The 24,853-nt window shown below is 50.0% G+C and carries 19 protein-coding genes and 1 pseudogene; 14 read left to right on the top strand and 6 right to left on the bottom strand.

Annotation, left to right across the window (positions count from 1 at the left end):
• The first annotated feature begins 9 nt into the window (after window positions 1–9).
• The 6 genes from A3842_RS22395 (at window position 10) to A3842_RS22375 (ending at window position 5,732) form a co-directional block, all read left to right on the top strand.
• Window positions 10–924, top strand: coding sequence for an ABC transporter substrate-binding protein (locus tag A3842_RS22395; protein ID WP_074102799.1), 915 nt, complete (start codon window positions 10–12; stop codon window positions 922–924).
• Window positions 902–1,051, top strand: coding sequence for a DUF3502 domain-containing protein (locus tag A3842_RS32660; RefSeq protein ID WP_178382392.1), 150 nt, complete (start codon window positions 902–904; stop codon window positions 1,049–1,051). The genes A3842_RS22395 and A3842_RS32660 overlap by 23 nt, the downstream gene beginning before the upstream one ends.
• A 341-nt stretch (window positions 1,052–1,392) precedes the next feature.
• Window positions 1,393–2,811, top strand: a complete 1,419-nt coding sequence (locus A3842_RS22390; RefSeq protein WP_083607004.1) for an ABC transporter substrate-binding protein — start codon at window positions 1,393–1,395, stop codon at window positions 2,809–2,811.
• Window positions 2,812–2,873: 62 nt separating this feature from the next.
• Window positions 2,874–3,845 (top strand): carbohydrate ABC transporter permease, encoded by a 972-nt coding sequence (locus A3842_RS22385; RefSeq protein ID WP_074085063.1) that lies wholly within the window; start codon window positions 2,874–2,876, stop codon window positions 3,843–3,845.
• Between the two features lie 3 nt (window positions 3,846–3,848).
• Window positions 3,849–4,703, top strand: a complete 855-nt coding sequence (locus A3842_RS22380; RefSeq protein WP_074085062.1) for a carbohydrate ABC transporter permease — start codon at window positions 3,849–3,851, stop codon at window positions 4,701–4,703.
• Between the two features lie 63 nt (window positions 4,704–4,766).
• On the top strand, window positions 4,767–5,732 hold the full coding sequence (locus A3842_RS22375) for a glycoside hydrolase family 43 protein (protein ID WP_074102798.1): 966 nt from the start codon (window positions 4,767–4,769) through the stop codon (window positions 5,730–5,732).
• Between the two features lie 100 nt (window positions 5,733–5,832).
• Here the strand turns inward: A3842_RS22375 and A3842_RS22370 are convergent, their stop codons facing one another.
• Together A3842_RS22370 and A3842_RS22365 are read right to left on the bottom strand one after the other, a co-directional pair.
• On the bottom strand, window positions 5,833–6,876 hold the full coding sequence (locus A3842_RS22370) for a HAMP domain-containing sensor histidine kinase (RefSeq protein ID WP_074102797.1): 1,044 nt from the start codon (window positions 6,874–6,876) through the stop codon (window positions 5,833–5,835).
• Window positions 6,873–7,547 carry a response regulator transcription factor gene (locus A3842_RS22365; RefSeq protein ID WP_074102796.1) on the bottom strand — a complete coding sequence of 225 codons (675 nt, stop codon included), beginning with the start codon at window positions 7,545–7,547 and terminating at the stop codon, window positions 6,873–6,875. The genes A3842_RS22370 and A3842_RS22365 overlap by 4 nt, the downstream gene beginning before the upstream one ends.
• Window positions 7,548–7,743: 196 nt before the next feature.
• Here A3842_RS22365 and A3842_RS22360 point away from each other — a divergent pair, with 196 nt between their 5' ends.
• Window positions 7,744–10,122 carry an ABC transporter ATP-binding protein/permease gene (locus A3842_RS22360; RefSeq protein WP_074102795.1) on the top strand — a complete coding sequence of 793 codons (2,379 nt, stop codon included), beginning with the start codon at window positions 7,744–7,746 and terminating at the stop codon, window positions 10,120–10,122.
• A gap of 143 nt (window positions 10,123–10,265) precedes the next feature.
• On the opposite strand, the gene A3842_RS22355 is transcribed toward A3842_RS22360, so the two are convergent.
• Complete coding sequence (locus tag A3842_RS22355; RefSeq protein ID WP_074102794.1) at window positions 10,266–14,681, bottom strand: helix-turn-helix transcriptional regulator; 4,416 nt, start codon at window positions 14,679–14,681, stop codon at window positions 10,266–10,268.
• A 147-nt stretch (window positions 14,682–14,828) separates the two neighbouring features.
• On the opposite strand from A3842_RS22355, the gene A3842_RS22350 reads away from it, so the two are divergent.
• The 3 genes from A3842_RS22350 to A3842_RS22340 all read left to right on the top strand — a co-directional run bounded on the left by A3842_RS22350 (window position 14,829) and on the right by A3842_RS22340 (window position 20,284).
• Window positions 14,829–15,008 carry a hypothetical protein gene (locus A3842_RS22350; protein WP_074085056.1) on the top strand — a complete coding sequence of 60 codons (180 nt, stop codon included), beginning with the start codon at window positions 14,829–14,831 and terminating at the stop codon, window positions 15,006–15,008.
• A gap of 102 nt (window positions 15,009–15,110) precedes the next feature.
• Window positions 15,111–19,910: an invasin domain 3-containing protein gene (locus tag A3842_RS22345; RefSeq protein ID WP_074102793.1), complete on the top strand. Its 4,800-nt coding sequence runs from the start codon at window positions 15,111–15,113 to the stop codon at window positions 19,908–19,910.
• Entirely contained in the window at window positions 19,850–20,284 is a 435-nt protein-coding gene (locus tag A3842_RS22340; protein WP_074102792.1) for an S-layer homology domain-containing protein, read from the top strand. The genes A3842_RS22345 and A3842_RS22340 overlap by 61 nt, the downstream gene beginning before the upstream one ends.
• 9 nt (window positions 20,285–20,293) lie before the next feature.
• Here the strand turns inward: A3842_RS22340 and A3842_RS22335 are convergent.
• The 3 genes and pseudogenes from A3842_RS22335 to A3842_RS22325 form a co-directional block, all read right to left on the bottom strand.
• Window positions 20,294–20,653: pseudogene (locus A3842_RS22335) on the bottom strand (N-acetyltransferase family protein); the annotation flags it as partial.
• A gap of 21 nt (window positions 20,654–20,674) precedes the next feature.
• A complete protein-coding gene (locus tag A3842_RS22330) occupies window positions 20,675–21,457 on the bottom strand; it encodes an arsenite methyltransferase (protein WP_074102790.1) in 783 nt (260 codons plus the stop codon).
• Window positions 21,458–21,515: 58 nt separating this feature from the next.
• Window positions 21,516–21,965: a MarR family winged helix-turn-helix transcriptional regulator gene (locus tag A3842_RS22325; RefSeq protein WP_074102789.1), complete on the bottom strand. Its 450-nt coding sequence runs from the start codon at window positions 21,963–21,965 to the stop codon at window positions 21,516–21,518.
• Between the two features lie 132 nt (window positions 21,966–22,097).
• Between A3842_RS22325 and A3842_RS22320 the strand changes: the two genes are divergently transcribed.
• From A3842_RS22320 to A3842_RS22305, 4 genes are read left to right on the top strand one after another with little or no spacing between them, the layout of a single operon-like run.
• Window positions 22,098–22,451 carry an ArsR/SmtB family transcription factor gene (locus A3842_RS22320; RefSeq protein WP_074102788.1) on the top strand — a complete coding sequence of 118 codons (354 nt, stop codon included), beginning with the start codon at window positions 22,098–22,100 and terminating at the stop codon, window positions 22,449–22,451.
• A 30-nt stretch (window positions 22,452–22,481) separates the two neighbouring features.
• A complete protein-coding gene (locus tag A3842_RS22315; RefSeq protein ID WP_074102787.1) occupies window positions 22,482–23,771 on the top strand; it encodes an arsenic transporter in 1,290 nt (429 codons plus the stop codon).
• A gap of 21 nt (window positions 23,772–23,792) precedes the next feature.
• Window positions 23,793–24,212, top strand: coding sequence for an arsenate reductase (thioredoxin) (gene arsC, locus A3842_RS22310; RefSeq protein WP_074102786.1), 420 nt, complete (start codon window positions 23,793–23,795; stop codon window positions 24,210–24,212).
• A 12-nt stretch (window positions 24,213–24,224) separates the two neighbouring features.
• On the top strand, window positions 24,225–24,656 hold the full coding sequence (locus tag A3842_RS22305; RefSeq protein WP_074085050.1) for a protein-tyrosine phosphatase family protein: 432 nt from the start codon (window positions 24,225–24,227) through the stop codon (window positions 24,654–24,656).
• Window positions 24,657–24,853: the final 197 nt, after the last annotated feature.

The raw sequence follows: 24,853 nt of genomic DNA, 5'->3' as shown, positions 1-24,853 counted from the left end.
TAATTGAAGATGAAGCACACCAAAAGTAAGACTGCACTGCTTCTAACAGCGTTAATTATGTCGTCCTTGGCTGCTACGGCTTGTGGAAATTCAAACCATTCAAACAAGTCTAACACGGCCGCACCGGGAGAAAGCGCCAAGGTAAGCATCGCACCGGACGCTTCCGCGAACACAACCACTGATAATACAGCCACAGATGCCTCGAAGCTGAAGCCTTATAAACTAAAGCTGGTTTACGAAGGTGCACCCCAGGCGGACGAAGCTCTTGTCGAGGAAGCGCTGAACAAGATTTTAACCGAGAAAATCAATGCAACGATTGATATCGCACCGATCGACTGGGGAGCTTGGGACGATAAGATTAACCTCATGATCGCTTCGCGCGAGCCTGTAGACATTCTGTTCACGGCCTCATGGAACGGTTATGCGAAGAACGTTGCCAAAGGCGTATACATGGATCTCGGCCCCTTGCTCGATCAATATGGCCAGGGCATCAAGGATAGCTTGGACCCGGCTTTCTTAAGCGGCTCCAAAATCGGGGGTAAAAACTACGCAGTCCCAACCAATAAAGAACTGGCATCGTCAGGCGGCATTGTGTACCGGAAGGACATCGCTGATGAACTCGGCATCGACCTGAGCAAGGTTAAGAAAATTGAAGATCTCGATGCCGTCTATAAGATCGTCAAAGAGAAGAAGCCGAACATGTATCCGCTGTATACGACAGGCGGAACGTTCTCCTCACACTCCTTTGTGGAGCTGGATTATCTGGGGGATACGACGATACCTGGCGCTATTGATAAGAATGGCAAGGATGCCATAGTCAAACCGGCTGAAGAGTTCCCGCAGTACTTGAATGCGCTGAAAGTAACCCGGGATTATTTCCTGAAGGGCTATATTAACAAAGATGCAGCCACAGAAGGCACTTGAGACGGGTTCGGTTGATCTGGACGAAATGCTGCCCAAGTTTATATCCGCCCAAAAGTCCGCCAGTCTCGACAAAGTCATTGCCGAAAAGCAAAAGCAGCTTAATGAATTTCTCGCCAGCCAGAAATAAACTCATCTGGTTCATAAAAAAGCAGTGAACGGAAAGTCCCGGCTGATCCATTTGGATCAGCGGGACTTTCAAGCTGAAACGATGATATAACTGGCTTCGACCATCGTTGCTACGGGATGAGGCTTTTTTGTCATTTTCGGGTCGAAAATCAAGGGGACAGAGAATATTCAGGAGGTTGATGATTCATTTCATTTATTATCTTTATGCCCTGGATCGGCCGAAATCTAATAAAAGTGGAATTTTTCCCAATGAGTGGTTCCTTATGCGCACGGGTCATCAGTTCTATAATTATGTATGCGGTTACACAAAACCGAGGAATCAATATAAAGGGGAGGCAAAGTATGAAAAGTATGAAACGTGTTTTGGTGGGGATCTCTACAATGCTTGTGATGACATCAGCTCTCACAGCGTGTGGCGGAAACTCGAATTCCAATTCAAACTCAAATTCATCCAGCCCAAGCGCAAGTCCAGCTCCATCCGCCAGTACTGCCGCGGCTCCAGCAGCCGGGAAGGGCGAAAAAGTGACCATCAATCTATGGAGCTTCACGGACGAGATTCCAAACATGACCAAGAAGTATATGGAAACCCATCCCGATGCAAATGTGGAGTTCAAAACTACGGTTATTGCAACCACGGATGGTGCTTATCAGCCTGCACTTGACCAGGCTCTGGCCGCTGGCGGCAAAGATGCTCCAGACATTTATGCAGCTGAATCGGCGTTCGTGCTTAAGTATACACAAGGTGACGCATCCACCTATGCAGCTAACTATGCTGATCTGGGCCTTGATGACCAAATGGTTAAGGACGCGGGCATTGCCCAATATTCGGTGGATATCGGCAGCAAAGACGGGCAGTTGAAAGGCCTCGGCTACCAGGCAACTGGCGGAGCCTTCATCTATCGCCGCTCGATTGCCAAGGATGTATTTGGAACCGATGACCCGGCTACCATCAAAACTGAAGTTGGCCCCGGCTGGGATAAATTCTTCGATGCAGCTAAGAAGCTGAAAGCTAAAGGATACGGCATCGTATCCGGTGACGGCGACATCTGGCATCCGATCGAGAACAGCTCTGACACAGGCTGGCTGGTCGATGGCAAACTTCATATTGATCCAAAGCGCGAAGCGTTCCTGGATCTCTCCAAAAAGTTGAAAGACAATGGCTATCATAACGATACCACTGACTGGACAGAAGCATGGTACGCAGATATGTCCGGTGCCGGTGCTCAGCCAATCTTTGGATTCTTCGGTCCTGCATGGCTCATCAACTACGTAATGAACGGTCAAGTGAAAGCTACGAATGGCGACTGGGCAGTTACTGAGCCGCCAACAGGTTTCTTCTGGGGCGGCACCTGGCTGCTGGCTAACAAAGACGTGACCAAGGACGATGCAAAGAAGCAAGCAGTTGCTGACTTTGTGAAGTGGGTTACCCTGGATACTTCCGAAACAGGCCTCCAGTATTACTGGGCTAACGGCACGATGAAGAAAGGCGAGCAGGGCACGAAGGATAGCGTTGCTTCCTCCGTGGTAATGTCGAAATCCAACGGTGAAGTTCCACTGCTCGGCGGACAAAATATGTTTGACGTGTTCGTTCCAGCCAATGCTAACGCTTCAGGCAAGAACTTGACCCAGTTCGACGAAACCATCAATAAGATCTGGCGTGATCAAGTACGCGAATACACTGCAGGCAATAAGACCCGTGATAAAGCAATCGAAACCTTCAAACAGCAAGTCAAAGACCAGCTTGGCATTGAAAGCGAATAAGAAGGAATCGGAGGGGCGGGGGAGTTATCCCGCCCCTTCATATCAACTAATGAGGTGAGAGCATGCGCCGCAAAGATGTCAGCTACGCGAAATACGGTTATATCTTTACTTTTCCATTTGTTCTTGCATTTCTGATTTTCTCACTGTACCCCATTTTGTACACCGCAGTGATCGGATTTACTGATATGAAGGGACTAATTCCTAAGCCGATTCATATCCTGGATAACCCTTTTCAGAATTTCAAGGATCTCCTTTTTGATAACGCATCGTTCCGGAAGTCTTTGTTCAACACCGGGCTGCTCTGGATTACGAACTTCGTTCCACAGATGCTTCTTGCGCTCCTCTTGACCGCATGGTTCACCAACCGGCGTCTTAACATAAAAGGACAAGGTTTGTTCAAGGTTCTGCTCTATATGCCTAATATCATCACTGCGAGTACAATTGCTGTGCTATTCAGCACTTTGTTCGCGTACCCGATGGGTCCGGTAAACAGCTTGTTTCAAATGCTGGGATGGACGGATGGTCCGATATTCTTCCTGCAGGATAAGACGACAGCGCGTGGCATTGTGTCATTCATCCAGTTCTGGATGTGGTACGGCAACACGATGATCGTCCTGATCGCAGGTGTTATGGGGATCAATCCCGCGCTCTTCGAGTCTGCAGCGATTGACGGTGCTAACGGTTTTCAGACCTTCTTCCGTATCACGCTGCCGAGTCTGCGTACGATATTGCTGTTCACACTAATCACCTCCATGGTAGGTGGTTTAACCATGTTCGATATTCCGCAATTATTCCTTGCGGGGGGACCGGATGACTCAACCCTTACTACGTCCATGTTTATCTATGGGCAGGCGTTCAAGGGCAGTTACATGTATAATCGCGCTGCAGCAGCGAGCATGATCATGTTCGTGATCTCGGCGTTGCTGTCCGGTTTGCTGTTCTACGTGATGCGCGACCGCGATGCTGCAAAAATAAAAAAGATCCAAAAGCAAAAGTATAGAAACGCTGCTAAAGCAGCCGCGAGGGAGGTGTAGCACATGGCGAAAATTCAGGAAAACGGTAAAGTGAGCCGGAAAATAAACAAAACTATTATCTATGTGGTCTGCATCGCTTTGGCGGTGCTCAGCATCCTGCCTTTCTGGATCATGTTCGTAAACGCCACACGCTCTACACCAGAAATCCAAAGCGGACTCTCTCTGCTTCCTTCAACCCACATGATGAGCAACCTGCGGGTGCTGCTCGACAAGAGCTTCGATCCGCTTCAAGGTTTCATGAATTCATTCATTATCGCTAGTTCTGCAACACTCTGTACTGTCTATTTCTCGTCCTTGGCGGCTTATGGACTTGTGACCTATAGCTGGAAGCTTCGGGGGCCATTCTTTACCTTCATCATGTGCGTGATGATGATTCCTTCCCAGGCAAGTGCGATCGGATTCTATCAGTTCATGTATAAACTGCATTGGACGAACAATTTCCTTCCGCTGATTCTGCCTGCGATTGCTGCGCCGGCGGTAGTGTTCTTCATGCGCCAATACCTGCTCGCCACGCTGTCGATAGAGATCGTAGAGGCAGCACGGGTAGACGGATCTGGTGAGTTCCGCACGTTCAACCGGATTATCATGCCGCTCATGATGCCGGCAGTGGCGACGCAGGCGATCTTTGCCTTTGTGGCCAACTGGAACAACCTGTTCATGCCGCTGATTTTGCTAACTCAGAAAGAGAAATATACGATGCCGATCATGGTAAGCTTGCTTCGCGGTGATATCTACAAGACGGAGTTCGGCTCGATCTATATGGGGCTGGCCTTGACGGCCTTGCCGCTGTTTGTGGTGTATTTCCTGTTGTCGCGGTATATTATCGCAGGTGTAGCGCTTGGAGGCGTAAAAGAATAATTATGCCGTCAGGCTTGTTTCAATGACGGACGTAAACATTTCAATGAGGGGGAGAATTCTGCTATGGCAGCACAAAATGAACCGCTAGTTACCCATCTCTATACAGCCGATCCTTCCGCTCATGTATTTGAGGGCAAGCTGTATATTTACCCATCCCATGATATCGACCACGGTGGTCCTACGAACGATAATGGCGACCAGTATGCGATGGAAGATTATCATGTATTATCGTTGGAAAGTCCGGCGTCCCCGTGTGTGGATCATGGAGAGGCGCTTCATCTCCGGGATGTCCCCTGGGCTTCCAAACAAATGTGGGCACCCGACGCCGCGTACCGGAAAGGGACCTATTACTTGTTTTTCCCGGCCCGGGACAAGGATGGCATTTTTCGCATTGGCGTAGCAACGGCAGTCTCGCCGGCTGGTCCTTTTCAGGCTCAGGCAAGCTATATCGAAGGGAGCTTCAGTATCGATCCCGCCGTGTTTGTTGACGAGGACGAAAGAGCTTATATGTATTTTGGCGGCTTATGGGGCGGACAATTAGAAAAGTGGCAAACCGGTGTGTACCAGACGGATGCAGCTGAGAAAGAAGCAGGGGAACCGGCTTACGGCCCACGGGTAGCGGAGCTGAGTGAAGACTTGCTGTCCTTCGAATCGGCTCCGAGGGAAATTACGATTACCGATGAAGAAGGGAACGTCATCCTTGCGGGTGATGAAAACAGGAGATATTTCGAAGGCCCATGGATGCATAAGTATAAGGGGAAATATTATCTGTCATATTCCACAGGCACGACCCATAAAATCGTCTATGCCGTTAGCGACAAGCCTTGTGGACCTTTTGTGTTTCAAGGAACCATTCTGGAACCCGTCGTGGGCTGGACGACCCACCATTCCATCGTGGAATTTAACGGAAAATGGTATTTGTTCTACCATGACGCATCCTTGTCCGGCGGCGTGGACCACAAACGCTGTGTCAAATTTACGGAGCTTCATTATGAAGAAGACGGCAGAATCCGGCCGGTCCTTCTCTAATCGCATGCCCCGCCTCAACTGCCTCTGTTCTACAGAGATAAGGATGTCTTGAAGCTAACGCTTTAAGGCATCCTTATTTGCGTTTCTATAATGGTTTCCTTCATTCACTACCTGCAGGCAACATAATCGTAAAGGTTGAACCTTGTCCCGGCTCGCTATTTACCACAATGGTGCCTCCGCTTAAGCTGATGATGCGGCTGACCAGAGGCAGGCCCAGTCCGTTGCCTTCGGAGGAACGGGCAGGGTCGCCTTGGTAGAATTTTTCAAAAATATGCTTGCGGACCTGAGGGGTCATTCCTATTCCTGTATCAGATATGACCACTCTAATCCAAGGGTCTCCGGGCCGGAGAGAGACGGAGATTTCCCCCCCTTCCGGCGTGAATTTGATCGCATTGCCAAGTAGATTCAGCCATACCTGCATGATCAGCTCTTCATTTCCGTAATATTGCAGCTCGTCCAGATCAATGTTGAGGTTCAGCTGCTTGGGAGCCCAGGCCGACTCCAGCAATAACAGAGCCTGACGGAGCTGCTCATCCAGGCGGTATTCCGTTTGTTCTGTGAGCAGTTCCTGGTTTTCGAGCTTGGAGATCTTGAGAATATTGCCGGACAGGGTGGACAATTGCCGGGCGCTGTCTATAATCATGCCGGTGTATTCGTCATGCTCTTCTTTGCTGAGATTATCCTCCTGCAAGAGTGTGGCGTACCCCTCGATAGCGGCAATGGGCGTCTTGAATTCGTGAGACACATTGACAACAAAATCATTGCGGAGGGTCTCGATGCTGCGCAGCTCCTGAACCATAAGATTGAAGTGGTGGGCGACGTCGCTGATCTCACCCACCCGGTGCGATTCATTCAAATGAATGTCGAAGTTGCCTGTGGAGACCTCCTTGGCTGCCTTGATCAGATCCGCAATTGGAGATAATATTTTTCGGCCCACGGTCACGGTGATGGTTGTCCCGATGACGAGACTGAACAAAACGATGGTCAGAATAGGCGGAAAAGGATTTCTGTGCTGTATAGTCTCATTGCCAAGGCGAATGTATAGATAGGCCAAGATCGCCATGAGTAAAAGGAAGGACAAAATAATCACAAATACAAGCGACACAAAATGCCACCAAAGGCCTCCTCTTTTTTTGCGCCTCATCCCAGCTTCACCGCCTTATAGCCCAATCCTCTTACGGTGACAATTTCAAAGTCAGAGCTTTCCCTGAAACGCTCGCGCAAGCGGTTAATATGGACCACCACTGTATGCTCGTCGGATTCTGTATCCATGCCCCAAATTTCATCCATCAGCTGCTGTTTGGTAAAGATTTTGTTCGGATAGGAGATTAATTTATAGAGTAAATAAAATTCTTTCTGCGGAAGAAGGGTGCTCTCCTGGCCCTGAATGACGGTTAATGCATCATAATTGAGCACAGTTCCTCCCCATTCGATCCGGCGTTCGCTGATAATTCTGGCCCGTCGAAGCAATGCGCCAACCCGCAGAATCATTTCATTTACATTGATGGGCTTGACCATATAATCGTCGATTCCAACGAGAAATCCCTGCTGTTTGTCAGCGAAGTTCTCCCGTGCCGTCACCATGAGAACCGGAAGATTGTTGTTATTGTCCCGGAGTGTCCGCGTCAGCTCGTATCCATCCATAAGCGGCATCATAATATCGCAGATGATCAAATCGATATATTCCTTATCCAGTAACGTGAGTGCATCCTCGCCGTTCGCTGCCGGGATGGCGTTGTATCCATTTTTGGTCAGGACTGTACAGAAGAGCTGCCGCAATTTGCTGTCATCCTCAACCACAAGAATATTAAACATGGGGTTTCCTCCTGGAATGCTTCATTGGTTTAAGTATATAGATGGCTTAAGTATAACTCATCAAGATCAAGTGAATCTCAACTGGTGAAGTTTAGGTTTAGTTTACATTAGGCGCTTATACTGGGGCCAGCAAGACAAGAAGAGAGAGAGAGTAACGATCAATGATCACACGGGAACGGAAAGGGAGAAGAATACGATGCTGCAATTAAAAAACATCACCAAGAGCTATAAGACCGGGGAATTCACACAGGTTGCACTGGATAAGGTGAATCTGAATTTCAGGGAAAGTGAATTCGTTGCGATTCTGGGCCAGAGCGGGTCGGGGAAGACAACACTGCTGAATATCGTCGGCGGACTGGATCAATATGACAGCGGAGAGCTGATTATTAACGGCCAATCCACGGAACACTTCAAAGACGGAGATTGGGATGCGTACCGCAATAACAGTGTGGGCTTTATTTTCCAAAGCTATAATCTGATTTCGCATCTGAGTATTACGGATAATGTGGAGATGGGGATGACGCTCAGCGGGGTAGCCTCTGCTGAGAAGCACCGTAAGGCGCTTGAAGTGCTGGAGAAGGTTGGACTCAAGGAGCATGTCCATAAAAAACCAAACCAGCTCTCCGGTGGACAAATGCAGCGGGTCGCAATTGCCCGTGCCCTGGCCAACAATCCGGACATTATTCTCGCGGATGAGCCGACAGGTGCTCTGGATACAGAAACCAGTGAGCAAATCATGGAGCTGATTAAGACCATCGCGGAAGATAAACTGGTCATCATGGTTACCCATAATCCGGAGTTGGCCGAGAGCTATGCAGACCGCGTGATCCGCTTCTCGGACGGACATGCGGTATCGGACAGCAATCCGCTGGCCAATCAAAAGATCTCAAGCTCCTACAAGCTGAAAGAGACCAGTATGGGTTTTTTCACCGCCTTAAAATTATCCGGGAAAAATATCGCAACCAAGAAATGGCGGACGGGCCTGACGGCTTTTGCCTCAAGTATCGGGATCATTGGTATCGCCTTGATTCTGTCCTTGTCGAATGGATTTGATAAGCAGATCAGCTCCTATGAAACCGGGGCGCTCTCCAACTTCCCGATCTCGATTAATCAGACGGCAATGAGTGTAGAGCTGGGGCCGCCAAAAAACGGAGCATCAGAACTTCCCTCATACCCTGCAGAGAAAAAGCTGTATCCCTATGACCCCAGCAAAAATTCCACACAGCATACCAATTTGCTGACCAAGGAATATATAGATTATCTAAAGAAAATCGATCCAGAGCTGATTGATGGAATTTCCTATACCCGTACCGTGAATATGAATGTACTGGTATCGGACGGACAAAAGGCGACTACGCTGGATAAAAACAATATTAGCTTAACTGCATATCCCAGCAAACAGGGAAGTAAGACGGGGAGCTATCTGGAGCAATATTATGATGTGCTGGAGGGGAAATACCCTTCCGGGAAGACGGATGTCGTACTCATTGTGGACGAGTACAACCGCCTGACCGATGCTGCGGTAGATGCCCTGGGGCTCGATTATAAAGTGGACAGCATCAATCTGGGAGAGCTCGTTGGAACTCAGTTGAAGCTTGTGATGAACAATGACTATTACCGCAAAAACGGTGAGCAGTTTGTCGTAAACGGAACAACGTCGAATTTAACAGAGCTCTATAACAGCCCTAAAGCAGTGACTCTGAACATCGTTGGGGTACTGCGCGGCAAGGAAGGCTCCAGCGTATCTACAATGTCTCCAGGCATTGCCTATTCGGATGAGCTTGCCGCTTCATTTATAGCAGATGCACAGAAATCTGAGATCGTATTGGCACAGGAAAAAGCAGACGTCAATGTGCTGACCGGTCAAGCATTGTCAGATGGTGTCGCGGGTAGTGGTTCAGCCGGAGCAGCAGGTACAAACCGGCTGATGATGGGTCCTGGTGGAGGTGCAGCGAGAGGGCATGCTTCCTTGACTAAAGAGGATGTGCTTGCGTCCCTAGGGGCAACAGATATCCCTAGCTCGGTATCTTTGTACCCGATTGATTTCAATGCCAAGGAATCGGTCACTGCTTATCTGGATAAATGGAATGAAGGCCGTGAATCCAAGGATCAGGTGAAATATACCGATTTGGCGGCAATGGTTACCAACATCTCCGGCGGTATTATGGACGGGATTACCATGGTGCTGATTGCTTTTGCCGCGATTTCCCTGGTAGTGTCATTAATTATGATCGGGATTATCACATATATTTCTGTAATGGAGCGGACGAAGGAGATAGGAGTCCTACGAGCACTGGGCGCCCGCAAGAAAGATATTACACGGGTATTCAATGCCGAAACGTTTATCATCGGGGCTTGCTCCGGGATTCTGGGGATTGGCATTACCTACCTGCTGACCATTCCGGTTAATGCAGTACTCTATAATCTGACTGATCTGTCAAACGTAGCCCAGCTCAACCCGTTGCATGCATTAATTCTGGGTGTGATCAGTGTAGGGCTTACGATGATCGGCGGCTTCATTCCGGCCAAGATGGCCGCGAAGAAAGATCCGGTTGCAGCGCTGCGCAGTGAGTAACGGCTTAGCAGTTCGGTTATAAGATTGGCCGGAAGAGCCGCATTTCCCATACAGAAAAAGAGCCGATCCTTCGTTGGATCGGCTTTTCCTGTATCATTATGACATCTATACATGAGCTGGTAAGGAGGCTATCGGGGAAGAAATCATGGACGGGTAAGCAGATTGAGCTCCTTCGCCTGGATAATGGCTTTGGTGCGCCGGTTGACCTTTAGTTTGGCGAAAATATTTTTAACATGCACTTTTACCGTCCCAATTGCGATGACCAGTTGATCGGCTATCTCTTTGTTTGACAGTCCTGCCGCCAATAAGGAGAGCACCTCAAGCTCACGCTCCGTAAGAGGTTCCTCCATTATAGCGGACAACGAAGCTTCTTCCGCTTCCGGGTCTTTATTGGACTGTCCGGCCGTATTTTGCAGCATGCAGAATAAAATTCCATTAGATGCCATGGCCTGAAGAACAGTCAGACGATCATACGCGAACACACCGCTTGCCAGCTTGTTTTCCAGGTAGAGGACACCCAGCATATTTCCGTGAACGGTTACCGGTATGCAGAGTGCGGACCCGGGCCGATGCTTCGCAATATACGGGTTATGGATCAGCCAGCTCTCTTCACCACCGACATAATGGACATGCTCTTGTGTACGGAAGACATACCGGATGATGCCCTCCGGCAATAGAAGGCTGTCATTCAGCTCAGAAGGAGAGAGGGAAGTCTGCGCTTCTGAATCGGCATACGCCTGAATATTCAGTCCATCCTTATTGTCCATCAGCAAAGCACCCTTGCTGGCACCCGCATATTTCATAATAGTATTCATGATTTCCGCAAGCACCGTATCACTGTCCATCTGATTCGTTATCATTTGAGTGGTTTTGAGAATCGCCGCAAGATCCAGGCCGTCCAGGGCATGGGTCTCATGATGAGCACCACCGGCAGCCTCTCCAGATAACTCTACATCACTCCGGTCCGCCGGAATAGGGATGATCTCAAACGATTCATCAGCATGTTCCCCTCGTTGCCAGCAGAGTAGCAGATCCTCTAATTGCTTTATTTTTATTTGCACTCCCCATTGTGTAAACGCCTCAAGCGCTAATTGCAAATAGAAGAGGGCTGTTTTCCCTTTATCCAAATTCCGGTAGTATCTCGCTGCAAGCTCGCCGGCAAGGCTTGTCACCTGAACATCGCCTTGTTCTCTTGCTTCACGGATGGTTTTATCATACAGTTCCTCAGCCAGAATGCCTTTACCAGAGGCACGCGCATGTTCAGCCTGTAGAAGGTAATACCTGGACCGGTAATTGGCCGGACTCCATGCGGCCCATTTTTTGAAGCGGAGGAAATTTCTGTTGAAGCGTTTCTTCAAATGTGCCCGTTTCCCAGGCTGTACAGAATCCGCCAATAGGGCAAGCGATTCATACATCAGACATTCCGGCAAATGCGGAAGATGTGTGGCATAGGCTTCATAGGGCTTTGCTTGACTGGCCCAGCGGATAGCTTCCTCATAATTACCCAGCAAATAGCTGAGTTGAGTCTTGTAGGTGCTGTACTGAAATAAGGTGGTAGCCGAGGTCTCCTCCATATGAATCCGGCCCAGGAACTCTTCTTCTTCAAAGCCTGTGCTGCTGAATGAATCCGGAGAAAGGGTTCTTCCCTGCAGTGCAAGAATAAATTGCTGATACAGATAAAAGTTCTGCTTCACAAACTCGTCGTTGGTTGTATCCAGAAATACCATATATTCAGTTATCGTTCTGGAGAATTCACTTAACGGTGCTCTTGTGTAGAGTGAATTAATGTGCGCACCCATGGCATAGCTGGCAAACACGTAATCCCCGGATTCCATCCCGAAACGAAGCGCTTTTGCCAAGTAAGCATCTCCTTCACGGGCATTTCCGGCAAATTGACAGAGTACACCGCCGAACATGGTATAAGATTTGCTTTTAACTGAAGTAATATTGTAACGCTCGGAAAGCTCAATTCCGACCTTGCCAATGGCATAGCCCTTATCAAATTTCCCCCGTGCATACCCCAAAAGCATGCTATAAGCAGAATAGACCGCTGCGGAAACAGGAGTGTTTCCATACTTAATAGATAGCTGAATGGCTCTGCACATGAGCAGAAAAAAGACCTCTTTGTTCGTGAAGAAGGTGGAGGGAGTAATCGCCAGAATGAGATGCATCACAGCAATCCGGTCTTTGTCGGACATTTCTTCCAAATGCGCGAGCCGGTCATACCGGTTATGCAGCAGTACATCGATTCGCAGCGCTTCTACTATCAGTTCGAATTTGCCCGGATTGGGCGAAATGTTAACATGATGCTCCCGCAGACTTTCTAGACCGAGCGCAGTGCCTTCCAGATATTTACCCTGATTGATGTATTGCATAATCCGGATCATTTGCACTCTGCTTCGCTCAGCTGCATTGCGCGCACGGAGAAGCAAGAAATCAATTTTGCGGTCAGACTCCACAGCATTACCGCATAAATATTCACATTCTGCTTGTTCAGCATGCAGCTCGAAACAGAGCTCGAAGGTGTTGCTCCAAGCTTCCGCTGGCAGCAGTTCTACCCCTTTTCTGAAATAACCCAGCGCAACGTCATAAGCGGAAGTGGCCTTGGCACGGTTTCCCGCATCCAGATTTAATTGTATGAGCTGAAGAATCTCGGCTTCTCCGGTCATTCTGCCAGAACCTCTATTCAGATGGTTGACCACATCAAACAAGTTCTCTTCGTACCCCGAAGCCTCCCTGTTCAAAGCTCTGCCTATTGAGCTATGGATCGCTTGTTTCGTATCATCATCAATCTGACTATAAATGAGCTTATGTATATTATCATGGGCAAAACGGAAGGTACCGGCTTCATCTGCCACTATCATCCCTTCGGCTTCAATCTGGGGCCATTCGGACATGACATCTCCGATCTCCCGATTAGCGACGCAAGCTATCAGATCCGGATGGAAGGTGCTTCCCACACAAGCCGAAATTTGAAGCAGCTCCTGCGCAGTGACGGGAAGACGCCGCAGCCTGTGTTCCATCAAGTCATTGATCGCATAGCTGGGTTCCTGCCCAATGACCGATCCCAAATCCCATTGCCAGCACCGGTTCTCATGGTTATACACCAGAATGCTGTCATCTTGCAGGCGCAGCAATATTTGCTTGAAGTGAAAGGGGTTGCCGTTCGATTTATGATATAGCAGTTCTGTAAAGGATAGCGCAGTATCCGCTTGGGTATTCAAGGTTTCTATCGTAATATCGTTCATTTGTTCAAGGCTCAGCGGGGACAGATGAATATGCCGGATAGCTGCCTGATCGGTAACGCTCCCGTCATGTTCGTAGCCTGGCAGACTGCTAAGGTCTATATCGTTATGGCGATAAGCGCAGACAAACATCAAATATTGGCATTCCGGATCGCACAACAGCGCGTGAATTAACTGCAGTGACGAAGAATCCGCCCATTGCAAATCATCGATAAACAGAACGAGGGGATGTTCTTTAGAAGCCAGCGCTTGAACAAATCTGCGGAAAACATAGATAAACCGTTTCTTCGATTCATTAGCCGGAAGCTCTTCCACAGAGGGCAGGGTGCCAAGTATCAGCTCGGCTTCAGGAATAATAGCAGTGATCACGTTGGCGCTTGCCCCGAGTGCTTCCTGCAGCTTTTGTCTCCACAGCTCGGACTGTTCCTTGCGTTCACCCAGCAAATGCCGCATCAACCCGCGAAAGGCTTGAATAATCGGATGATAAGGGCTTTCTTTAGAGATTTGCTCAAACTTTCCGGTGACATAAAAAAAACTACGGGCATGCTGCTGTTTGCGGAAAACCTCGTCCATAAGGCTTGTTTTGCCGATACCGGCTTCACCGGACACATACACCATTTCGGTTGATCCGAAGCAAGCAGAATAAAAAGCCTGGGTCAGCATGGAGATCTCATATTCTCTGCCGTGAAACCCCGGTTCCATAAAAAAGGTGTCGTGGGAACGTCCGACCTTGTCCAGGTCTGCCAATAAAAAACCGGCATTTTGATAGCGGTTATCCGGATTTTTGTCGAGCAATCTCATGACTACAGCTTCCAAGCCTTCAGGTAAATAGGTCTGATCCTGGGTCAGCGGAGGGGGGACTTGGGCCAGGTGCATATACACCCATTCCAGCGGATTGTCGGCAAGAAAAGGCAGATGTCCGGCCAATAATTCGTAGAAAATAATGCCCACAGAGTACAGATCACTTCGCTCATCCACTGTCCGCAGCATTCGTCCTGTATTCTCAGGTGAACAATAGGCGAGGCCTGCATCTGATATACCATAACCCGCTGGACGTAAATAACCATGGTCTGAACGATGGAGGGCATAACCTGAATCTATTAAATAGGCTTCTTGTCCATTAGAACGAACACCGATCCGCTCCGGCCGCAAATCGAGATGGAGGATCTGCAACTGATGAAGCTGCAGAACACAAGCTACGATGGACCTGGCAAGAGTGAGAAACGCCTCCGGGTTCATGCGGGTCTGTCCGTTCATCCATTCCCTGAGTGTTGAGTTTCTGATAACAATGTCAGATTGCTGATTTACTTTCATTTTTGGACACCTCTAATCTTGGGCGTAGTAGCGAATACAATCTATTGTAATAGAAGATATGCCTTTTTAGGTATAGAAAATTTTAAGGAATGACTCTAATCTGGGAGTATGTTGAATGGGCTGAATTTAGAAGCAGGAGAGGTCTAGGTGATTAAAATGGAGAATGCACTGATTGCGTTTGTTAGTATTGTTCTTCTTGGAATTGTGATCTTTGCGAAGATTTGGTGGGACGGATCCGGGATCAGTTTTAAATTTACAAAATGGTATTTTGGTATTTTTTTTATTGCGGCACTGATTGTTGGAGGAGGTACTTTTTTCGTCAGTTAATTCATTATATCGGTAAGCTCCTTCAGATTCCGTAGGTGAAATTCACAACATACATAATTGTTTTTCGAGTCATCGGAGATACAAGAAAGAGAGGATATTTTTATGAAAGGGATAAGACGATACAAACGCTGGATCGCCATGACTCTGATATTCATGCTCGCTATAGGATCGTTGTCTCATGGGGAAGTGTCTGCTGCAGATCCGGAGGCGCTCGATCAAAAGCAGGAAAATAAAACTGGAAATGTATGGGTCAGTTATGATTATCCAAGATTTCAGACCTTTACTCCGGAGATTACCGGGAGTCTCAGCAGGATTGAACTGAATATTTTCGATACCGTTGCTCCAGGAGCCCTGAAGGTGAAAATTTATAAGGATGGCGATCTTTCGACATTGCTCGCTGAAGCGCAGCTGGCTTCCTTCAGCGCAGGCTGGGTGTCGGTTAATTTCTCAGGAGCATCGCCTTATTTGCAGAAGGGTACGATGTATCGAATGGTTGCTTCCACGGAATTCGGAGGCTCGGCTGGCTTCGGATGGTATGGCAGCACCGGCAACCCGTATTCAAGAGGCTACTCTTCGGCTAACAATTATGACTTCTCTTTTAGAACGTACATGATTGCGGATGATTCGACATCCCCCGCATTAAGTGAGATCTCCACTGCTGAATCAAGTATTGTAGCGGACGGCATGAGTCAGACGGCAGTGACGGTGAAGCTGAAGGATGCACAGGGCAATGGGCTGACGACCGGAGGGGCGACTGTGGTAATTACGTCGACCTCGGGATCGGTGAGCGCCGTCACGGACAACCATAACGGAACTTATACGGCGATGCTGACGGCACCGGTAGCGGTGGGGACCGCAACGGTCAGTGCTACTGTTGGTGGAACTGCGCTGGGCGGAACGGCAACGGTGCAGTTCGTGCCCGGAGCGTCGTCCAGTGCGAACAGCACCATAGCCGTGGGGAATAGCTCGCTGACGGCGGACGGCACGAGTCAGACAGTAGTGACGGTGAAGCTGAAGGATGCACAGGGCAATGGGTTGTCGGCCGGAGGGGAGACGGTGGTAATTACGTCGACCTCGGGTACGGTGAGCGCCGTAACGGACAACCATAACGGGGCTTACACGGCGATGCTGACGGCGCCGACAACTGTAGGTACCGCGACAGTCAGCGCCAGTGTCGACGGCAGTGCGTTGCCGGGAACGGCAACGGTACAGTTCGTGCCCGGAGCACCGTCCAGTGCGAACAGCACCATAGCAGTGGGCGATAGCTCGCTGACGGCGGACGGCACGAGTCAGACAGTAGTGACGGTGAAGCTGAAAGATGCACAGGGGAATGGATTGTCGGCTGGAGGGGCGACGGTGGTAATTACGTCGACCTCAGGTACGGTGAGCAGTGTAACGGACAACCATAACGGGACTTATACGGCGATGCTGACGGCACCGGTATCGGTGGGGACTGCATCGGTCAGTGCCACCGTCGGTGGAACGGCGCTGGGCGGAACGGCAACGGTGCAGTTCGTGCCCGGAGCGCCATCCAGTACGAACAGCACCATAGCCGTAGGCAATAGCTCGCTGACGGCAGACGGCACGAGTCAGACGGCCGTGACGGTGAAGCTGAAGGATGCACAGGGTAATGGGTTGTCGGCTGGAGGGGCGACGGTGGTAATTACGTCGACCTCAGGTACGGTGAGCAGTGTTACGGACAACCATAACGGAACTTATACGGCGATGCTGACGGCACCGGTAGTGGTGGGGACCGCAACGGTCAGTGCCACTGTTGGTGGAACTGCGCTGGGCGGAACGGCAACGATACAGTTCGTACCCGGAGCACCGTCCAGTGCGAACAGCACCATAGCCGTGGGCAATAGCTCGCTGACGGCGGACGGCACGAGTCAGACGGCCGTGACGGTGAAGCTGAAGGATGCACAGGGTAATGCGTTGACGACCGGAGGGGCGACGGTGGTAATTACGTCGACCTCGGGATCGGTGAGCACCGTCGCCGACAACCATAACGGAACTTATACGGCGACGCTTACGGCACCGGTAGCGGTGGGGACTGCAACGGTCAGTGCTACTGTTGGTGGAACTGCGCTGGGCGGAACGGCAACGGTACAGTTCGTACCCGGAGCACCGTCCAGTGCGAACAGCACCATAGCCGTGGGGAATAGCTCGCTGACGGCGGACGGCACGAGTCAGACAGTAGTGACGGTGAAGCTGAAGGATGCGCACGGCAATGGGTTGTCGGCCGGAGGGGAGACGGTGGTAATTACGTCGACCTCGGGATCGGTGAGTACCGTCACGGACAACCATAACGGGACTTACACGGCGATGCTGACGGCACCGGTAACGGTGGGGACCGCAACGGTCAGTGCCACCGTCGGTGGAACTGCGCTGGGCGGAACGGCACCGGTACAGTTCGTACCCGGAGCACCGTCCAGTGCGAACAGCACCATAGCCGTGGGGAATAGCTCGCTGACGGCGGACGGCACGAGTCAGACGGCAGTAACGGTGAAGCTGAAGGATGCCCAGGGTAATGCGTTGACGACCGGAGGGGCGACGGTGGTAATTAAGTCGACCTCGGGATCGGTGAGCACCGTCGCCGACAACCATAACGGGACTTATACGGCGATGTTGACGGCGCCAGTAACGGTAGGGACCGCGACCGTAAGTGCCAGTGTAGACGGCAATGCGCTGACGGGAACGGCAACGGTACAGTTTGTAGCTGGCGCATTTTCAACAGAGACTGGCATCATCGCGGCGGGTGATTTTTCGCTAATCGCTGATGGGACGAGTCAGACAGTGATAACGGTGAAGCTCAAGGATGCGCAGGGCAATGCGTTGACGACCGGAGGGGCAGTAGTGTTGATCACATCAACCTCAGGTACGATGAGCACTGTAACGGACAACCACAATGGTACCTATACGGCGACATTGACGGCGCCGACAGCGGTAGGAACCGCGAAGATAAGTGCCTCTGCCGATGGGAGCATGCTGGCCTCAACGGTAACGGTTCAGCTTGTACCAGGTGAAGTAAGTGCATCCCACTCCACAATTACCGCAAGTAGCCTGGTCGTTCGGGCGGACGGACAGAGCCAATCCTTGATCTCTGTGAAGCTTAAAGACGGGTATGACCATCCGCTTGCAGGAAAACTGGTGCGGCTTCAAGCTCAAGCTGGAAGCTCTGTCATTACAGAAGTATATGGAAACTCTGTCACCAAAGAAGTGTATGGACTGACCAACGCGGAGGGCCTAGCCACATTTGCGGTCAACAATGTGGTGGCGGAGAAAGTGACTTATTCTGCAATAGAAGAAGCAAGTGGTACAACGCTGGATCAAACGGTGAATATTACGTTTACGTACGACCAGCCTCCTGTTATCGAACTGAACATGGATCAGGCCGAACCAACCTTTGGCAGCGTAAATGTTGCGGTAACGGCGTCTGTGTATGGTGAATTCAACCAGGTCTCCTCTATAAAATGGGCGGCAGGAAGCCGTTCGATCTCCTATTTTGATACACAGGGTACAGAAATTTCAGACCACTTCACCGTACAGGAGAATGGAATTTATTCAGTCTATGTGGCAGATAAGGCAGGCAATGCGAATGTAAGCTTGATTGAAATCCGGAATATCGTTCCTTTGAGCAGCAATGCGGACTTGAAGGTCTGGCAGCTGATAGGACTCGGCGGGACGGTAAAGTTTGATTTTGACCCCGAAAAGTCAAGCAGCAGTCTGGAAGTAAGCCATCCGGTGTATGGGTTGAAAATGCTTCTGACTCCTGCTGATGTCTATTCTGCCGTCTATGTGAACGAACTCCAGGTAGACAGTCATTCGATAACCAGGGAGTATGTTCTTGCAACCGGTCAAAATAAGTTCGAGGTCCGTGTCAAAGCGCAGGACGATTCAATGAAAACTTACACGCTCAACGTGACACGCTTAGCCGACTCCAAGCCGGATTCAACACCAGCACCAGCACCAACATCAACACCAGTCCCGATCCCAGTCCCGGCGGCTCCTTCGAATCCCCCAAGCTCTTCGAATCCGCCATCACCGGACAAAATGCCTGTGGTCCGGGTTAATGATCAGAAAGTAACGGGGATTGTCACCGTTCAAACCGATACGAATGGAGCAAAATCCATCGACGCTCTGCTGAATTTGGATCACCTGCGACAGGTAATCGATTCGCTGCCTATCGCCGCTGAAGCTAATCTCTCGATTTCAATCGAGGAAGGGGCAGACAATCTCGCACTAAGACTTTCCGGGGATACCGTCCCGATTCTAGCCGGGAAAGTAGCCACAATCACGTTCGTAACCCAGTACGGCCGATATCGCCTGCCACTAAATGAAATCGTAAATCGGGAATCTGACTGGACGAAGGATATGGAAGTGAGGCTCTTGATGGGGCACGGCCCAGCGGAAGAAGGATTGCAGAAGGCGGCGAATGCCGGTGGGTATCAACTGGTGACTGATCCGGTCCACTTTACCGTTCAGATCAAGCGTAATGGCGAGACTGAAGAAGTATCCAGCTTCAATCATTTTGTAGAAAGAGTTATTTACCTGCCTTTGGATGCCGGTGCTGCTTCAACGGCTGTGGTATGGGATCAGAATGCGGGTGTGCGTCCGGTGCCGACAACATTCATCACAGTGGATGGTCACCGGTCTGCTGTGATTCGAAGCCTTACGAACAGCACTTATGCAGTAATATACAGAACGTTCAATTTCACAGATATTCAGGGACACTGGGCTGAAAATGAAATTGCCAGTATGAACAGCAGATTGATCGTCCGGGGGACGGCTGGGTCAGAATTTGCACCTGAAGCTATGTTACCCGGGCTGAACTCGCTGCAATGCTGGCAAGGGCACTTGGGCTGCCGGAACGAGGGAATCCAGCGGGTTACCTCGACGTAAGCAGTGACAATTGGTACAGTGGCGCCGTAGCAGCATTACAAGCATATGGAATGATGGATGGCTTCGGAGATGGTACATTCAGACCGAATCAGGCGGTATCCCGGCAAGAAGCGATTGTAACGATTATTCGGGCATTGCGGCTGGCGGATGCAGCACTGGCGACAAGGAATAGCGGAGCGCAAGCCGAATTAGATGTCTATACCGACAGTGGCCGAATTGCCGGCTGGGCAAGTGGCGCTGTACAGTCAGCCATTCAATCCGGCTTGATAAAAGGGTACGGAAATGAATTGCGGCCGCAGGAGTCATTAACCCGTGCTGAGACTACTGTTTTGCTGTACCGGATGCTGCTCCAAGCAGCACTGATAAATCACTAAAGAGAATTTTTATAGATTGAAAACACCCCTTCGCACAGCCTTTGGAATAAACTTCAGGTTTATCCGATGGAAGTCAAGGGGTGTTTTAACATCGATAAATGCTCCATCCCTAACACCCTGCTTCTCAAACACCCCAACCTCGCGGTAGCCCATTTTCCGGTACAGGCCTTGGCCTGCATCATTGAAGGGAAAGGTGAACAATACAATTTTATGAAAAGCGTTGTCTTGCGCGGCGGCTTCCAGCTTCTCAAGCAAGGCGCTGCCAATGCCTTGCCCGCGAATGCTTCGCTCAATGTACACGGACAGGTCGGCTACTCTGCTATAAGCGTAGCGGTGAGAGTACGGATTGAGGGAGGCCCAGCCGATCACTGAATCTTCCGCCTTGTCTCCTTATTTCTTCGCTTGGATTACTGCTGAAACGATATACTGATCAATACTTTCGCCCGGAATCCAGTCCTTGATAAAAGCTTTGGATTCATCCTTGGGCTCAATGCTAATCTCCGTAAAGCCACTTTCCTTAAGAATAGTCTCCAGCTCCGATATGGAAGAAGCGCCGGAGATACAACCCGAATAAAGCTCGCCTAGGTCGTTCCTGATCTCGGGCGGAAGCTCTGCTGTGGTTACAATATCCGAAATAGCGAGGCGGCCGCCCGGCTCAAGGACCCGGAAGGCTTCACGGAATACCTGCGGTTTGTCCGGGGAGAGATTGATGACACAGTTGGACATGATGACATTCACGGAATGGTCGGCGAGCGGAAGATGCTCAATTTCACCCAGGCGGAACTCGGTATTTCCGAAGTTCCCTTTCACCGCATTATTCCGGGCGCGGCTGATCATTTCGGGCGTCATATCCACACCAATGACATGCCCCTGGTCGCCTACCTGACGCGAGGCCAGAAAGCAGTCGAAGCCTCCGCCGCTCCCGAGATCAAGCACACGCTCTCCCGGTTTAAGCCCAGCAATAGCCTGAGGGTTGCCGCAGCCAAGGCCCAGATTGGCACCTTCGGGAGCTGCTGCGAGCTCACTGCCGGAATATCCAAGCTTTGCAGATATGGAATCGGCATCTGACGGCGAACCACAGCAGGAAGAGGCAGGCGTCACGGTTTTGACGGCAATTTGCGAATAGCGGCCCCGTACATTTTGACGGATTTGGTCATTGGATAGCTGATTCATTCTTCAACACTCCTTTTGATGATAATATTTGCATAATGCAAGTATGAGCCAAGAGAAATCACCCGGTAACGGGCGCACAGCATTTGCTGGATTTCCCCATAGCTTCATTAAAAAGCTTCACAGAGCGCAGCAGAGTCTCTTGCTCAAATTCACTCATATACGAAAAGACCTCATCCAGATACGCATTCATTTGGGTATCGATGGTTGTGGCGGCCATCTTGCCGGACACCGTAAGCGACAGTGTGTAGACTCGCCGGTCGCTGGGATCCGGTGTTTTTTGGAGCAGATTCATTTTGATTAACGCTTGTACCTGCCGGCTGAACGTTGTGACATCCGTGCCCAGCGTTTCAGCGATCTGCTGCATGGAGGGGTTATGTCTGCGGTCCACCTCATACAGAATATGGCTGTGGGCAGGGGAGAGATCGCAGCCGCCAACGGTACAGCAGTTCTTGTTCAGCAGTCCCAGGCGCCGGGTCATGATCTGAAATAACTCACGTGCATTTTCCAAGTAAGCTCACCTCGTAAATCAGTTATATAATATTTAATTGCACATTGCAATGTTTATTTGAGGATTGTCAATGTTGCGATCCTGGTTTAGTATATAAGCACGGGCTTATATGTCTGGGATGGAGGGATTATCATGGAGGAAGCTTTCGGTATTGCGGATGTGACTGAGCTGGCTGAGGACCTGAAGCTTTTGGGGGATCGGACGCGCCTCTTGATGCTGGCTTTATTAAAAGAGCGCGAATGGTGCGTATGTGAATTTGTTGAGATTTTTGACATCTCACAGCCTGCCATCAGTCAGCATCTGCGGAGATTGAGAAGCAAGGGTATCGTCAAGGAACAAAAAAAGGGCCAATGGGTACACTATTCGCTTAACATAGAAGATAAACCCCACATCCAGGCCGTGCTTCAGCTTACGCCGGATACTCCTGCGATTCTGGCCATGCTGAATAGAACGCCGGTAACGGTTTGCTGCGAAATATTGCATTAATTCAAGCGGATGTACACAGGAGGATGAATTTTGGGAATCTTAGCAGGTCTTATCTTTGTAGTAACGTTAATATTTGTGATTTGGCAGCCCAGGAATCTGTCCATTGGATGGTCGGCCTGCGGCGGGGCGATTATCGCTTTGCTTGTGGGTGTAGTCAGCTTTCACGATGTATATGATGTCACCCTGATCGTATGGAACGCCACACTTGCCTTTATTGCGATCATTCTGAATTCCTTAATCCTCGACAGAATTGGTTTCTTCGAATGGGCCGCCTTACATATGGCGAGAGCGGCACGCGGCAATGGCACCCGGATGTTCATCTATGTCACCATTCTTGGTGCGGTGGTGTCCGCATTTTTTGCCAACGACGGTGCGGCGCTTATTCTGACTCCAATCGTATTGGCAATGGTCCGTGCGCTGAATTTTGATGAGAAGAAGGTATTTCCGTTTATTATGGCCAGCGGGTTCATTGCGGATACCACTTCATTGCCGCTTGTTGTCAGTAATCTGGTTAATATTGTATCGGCGGATTTTTTCGGGGTAACCTTTATGGAATATGCCGGCCGGATGTTAATGCCTACTTTGTTTTCTTTGGGGGCAAGCATTCTGGTGCTATACCTCTTTTTCCGTAAAAGCATTCCGCGGTCCTTTGAAAGCTTACAGCTGAAACGTCCGGCAGATGCGATTAAAGACAAGAAGATGTTCAAGCTATCCTGGGTTATGCTTGCGGTCCTGCTGGTAGGGTTTTTCGTCAGTGAATTCCTGAACATTCCGGTATCTGCCGTGGTGGGAGTGGTCGCAATCTTTTTCCTGCTGATGGCAAGAAGAAGTCCCGTAGTACCTACCATGGAAGTGGTGAAAGGTGCGCCATGGGCGATCGTATTCTTTTCGATTGGGATGTATGTAGTCGTGTATGGTCTGCGCAATGCCGGTCTGACGGACGTTCTTGCCGATGTGATTCAGGCTGTGGCTGATCAGGGGGTGTTCGCCGCAACCATGGGGATGGGCTTTATTGCAGCCGTCATCTCTTCGATCATGAACAACATGCCTACCGTGATGATTGATGCTCTGGCCATTGATGCTACACATACCTCGGGACTGATCAAGGAAGCCTTAGTCTATGCGAATGTGATCGGCTCAGATCTGGGGCCGAAGATTACACCGATCGGCTCTCTGGCAACCCTGCTGTGGCTGCATGTGCTTTCGAGCAAAGGGGTGAAAATATCCTGGGGAGCGTATTTCAAAACAGGCATTATTTTGACCATCCCCACGCTGTTCATCACGCTGCTTGGCCTCTATATAACGTTGACCCTATTTTAAACTCAAAGGAGACTGAAACGCATGGATAAGAAAACCATTTACTTTTTGTGTACAGGGAACTCATGCCGGAGCCAGATGGCTGAAGGCTGGGCCAAGAAATACCTGAGCGATGAATGGAAAGTGTACAGTGCCGGTATTGAGGCTCACGGTCTGAATCCGAAAGCTGTTCAGGCGATGAACGAAGTGGGTATTGATATATCGGGACAGACGTCTGATATTATTGATCCGCAGCTGCTTAATAACGCTGACCTCGTGATCACATTATGCGGGGATGCCGCTGATAAGTGCCCGGTTACCCCGCCACAGGTAAAACGTGAGCATTGGGGATTTGATGACCCGGCAAAAGCGCAGGGTACGGATGAAGAGAAGTGGGCTGTCTTTCAGCGGGTACGTAATCAAGTAGGCGCTCGCATTAAGCAGTTTGCGGAAACCGGCGAATAAGGGAGAACAATTATGGCAAATTATCACGAGCTCATTCCGGGCAAAGTCTATATTGGCGGAGAGAATGCACTGTTCGAGGCTCTGCAGGAGCAGGAGATTAGCGATGTATTCGATTTGAGGGATACCGGAACGGAAGCGGAAGGATTTCCGGCAAAGGTAACCCGTCATCATTATCCGATTGTGGAGCATGAGAGCGGCCAGGAGGCTTCGGTGCAGGCGGCTATCCATGCGGTTACAGCGGCTGTAAATAGCGGCAAAACGGTATATTTTCACTGCGCTGGAGGCCGTAACCGTACAGGAACTGTAGCAACGGGAGTCCTGCTGGAGCTGGGGCTGGCATCCACGGTACAGGAGGCGGAAACACTCGCCACATCCAAACGTCCGGATATCCATATCAAGCAGGAAATGCGCGATGTGCTCCATGGCTTTTATCCGCCCCAATAAGCTGTATTGAAATATAGAGACCGTCTCCCTGGGAGATGGTCTTTTTGCAGACGGAGATGAAGGGAATGGACTGGATTTGGCAAAAAGAAGCTTTTCTATATTGTATGGACTTGGCGTATGCGCGGGTCCCGCCGGACATTGAAACAGGCTATTCTGGTTTCTCTCGTATCTCCAGCAAGTTCAAACAACAATAATAA

The sequence above is a fragment of the Paenibacillus sp. P3E genome (assembly GCF_001909045.1).
GTDB classification, from domain to species: Bacteria; Bacillota; Bacilli; order Paenibacillales; family Paenibacillaceae; genus Paenibacillus_AQ; species Paenibacillus_AQ helianthi.
This window is presented reverse-complemented; position numbering and strand designations above follow the sequence as displayed.

Coding starts and splice junctions, on each gene's coding strand:
- A3842_RS22305 (WP_074085050.1), top strand. CDS start 24,225: ATGGCAAATTATCACGAGCTCATTCCGGGCAAAGTCTATATTGGCGGA.
- A3842_RS22375 (WP_074102798.1), top strand. CDS start 4,767: ATGGCAGCACAAAATGAACCGCTAGTTACCCATCTCTATACAGCCGAT.
- A3842_RS22320 (WP_074102788.1), top strand. CDS start 22,098: ATGGAGGAAGCTTTCGGTATTGCGGATGTGACTGAGCTGGCTGAGGAC.
- A3842_RS22370 (WP_074102797.1), bottom strand. CDS start 6,876: ATGAGGCGCAAAAAAAGAGGAGGCCTTTGGTGGCATTTTGTGTCGCTT.
- A3842_RS22330 (WP_074102790.1), bottom strand. CDS start 21,457: ATGAATCAGCTATCCAATGACCAAATCCGTCAAAATGTACGGGGCCGC.
- A3842_RS22345 (WP_074102793.1), top strand. CDS start 15,111: ATGAAAGGGATAAGACGATACAAACGCTGGATCGCCATGACTCTGATA.
- A3842_RS22365 (WP_074102796.1), bottom strand. CDS start 7,547: ATGTTTAATATTCTTGTGGTTGAGGATGACAGCAAATTGCGGCAGCTC.
- arsC (WP_074102786.1), top strand. CDS start 23,793: ATGGATAAGAAAACCATTTACTTTTTGTGTACAGGGAACTCATGCCGG.
- A3842_RS22385 (WP_074085063.1), top strand. CDS start 2,874: ATGCGCCGCAAAGATGTCAGCTACGCGAAATACGGTTATATCTTTACT.
- A3842_RS22340 (WP_074102792.1), top strand. CDS start 19,850: ATGCTGGCAAGGGCACTTGGGCTGCCGGAACGAGGGAATCCAGCGGGT.
- A3842_RS22390 (WP_083607004.1), top strand. CDS start 1,393: ATGAAAAGTATGAAACGTGTTTTGGTGGGGATCTCTACAATGCTTGTG.
- A3842_RS22360 (WP_074102795.1), top strand. CDS start 7,744: ATGCTGCAATTAAAAAACATCACCAAGAGCTATAAGACCGGGGAATTC.
- A3842_RS22380 (WP_074085062.1), top strand. CDS start 3,849: ATGGCGAAAATTCAGGAAAACGGTAAAGTGAGCCGGAAAATAAACAAA.
- A3842_RS22355 (WP_074102794.1), bottom strand. CDS start 14,681: ATGAAAGTAAATCAGCAATCTGACATTGTTATCAGAAACTCAACACTC.
- A3842_RS32660 (WP_178382392.1), top strand. CDS start 902: ATGCAGCCACAGAAGGCACTTGAGACGGGTTCGGTTGATCTGGACGAA.
- A3842_RS22395 (WP_074102799.1), top strand. CDS start 10: ATGAAGCACACCAAAAGTAAGACTGCACTGCTTCTAACAGCGTTAATT.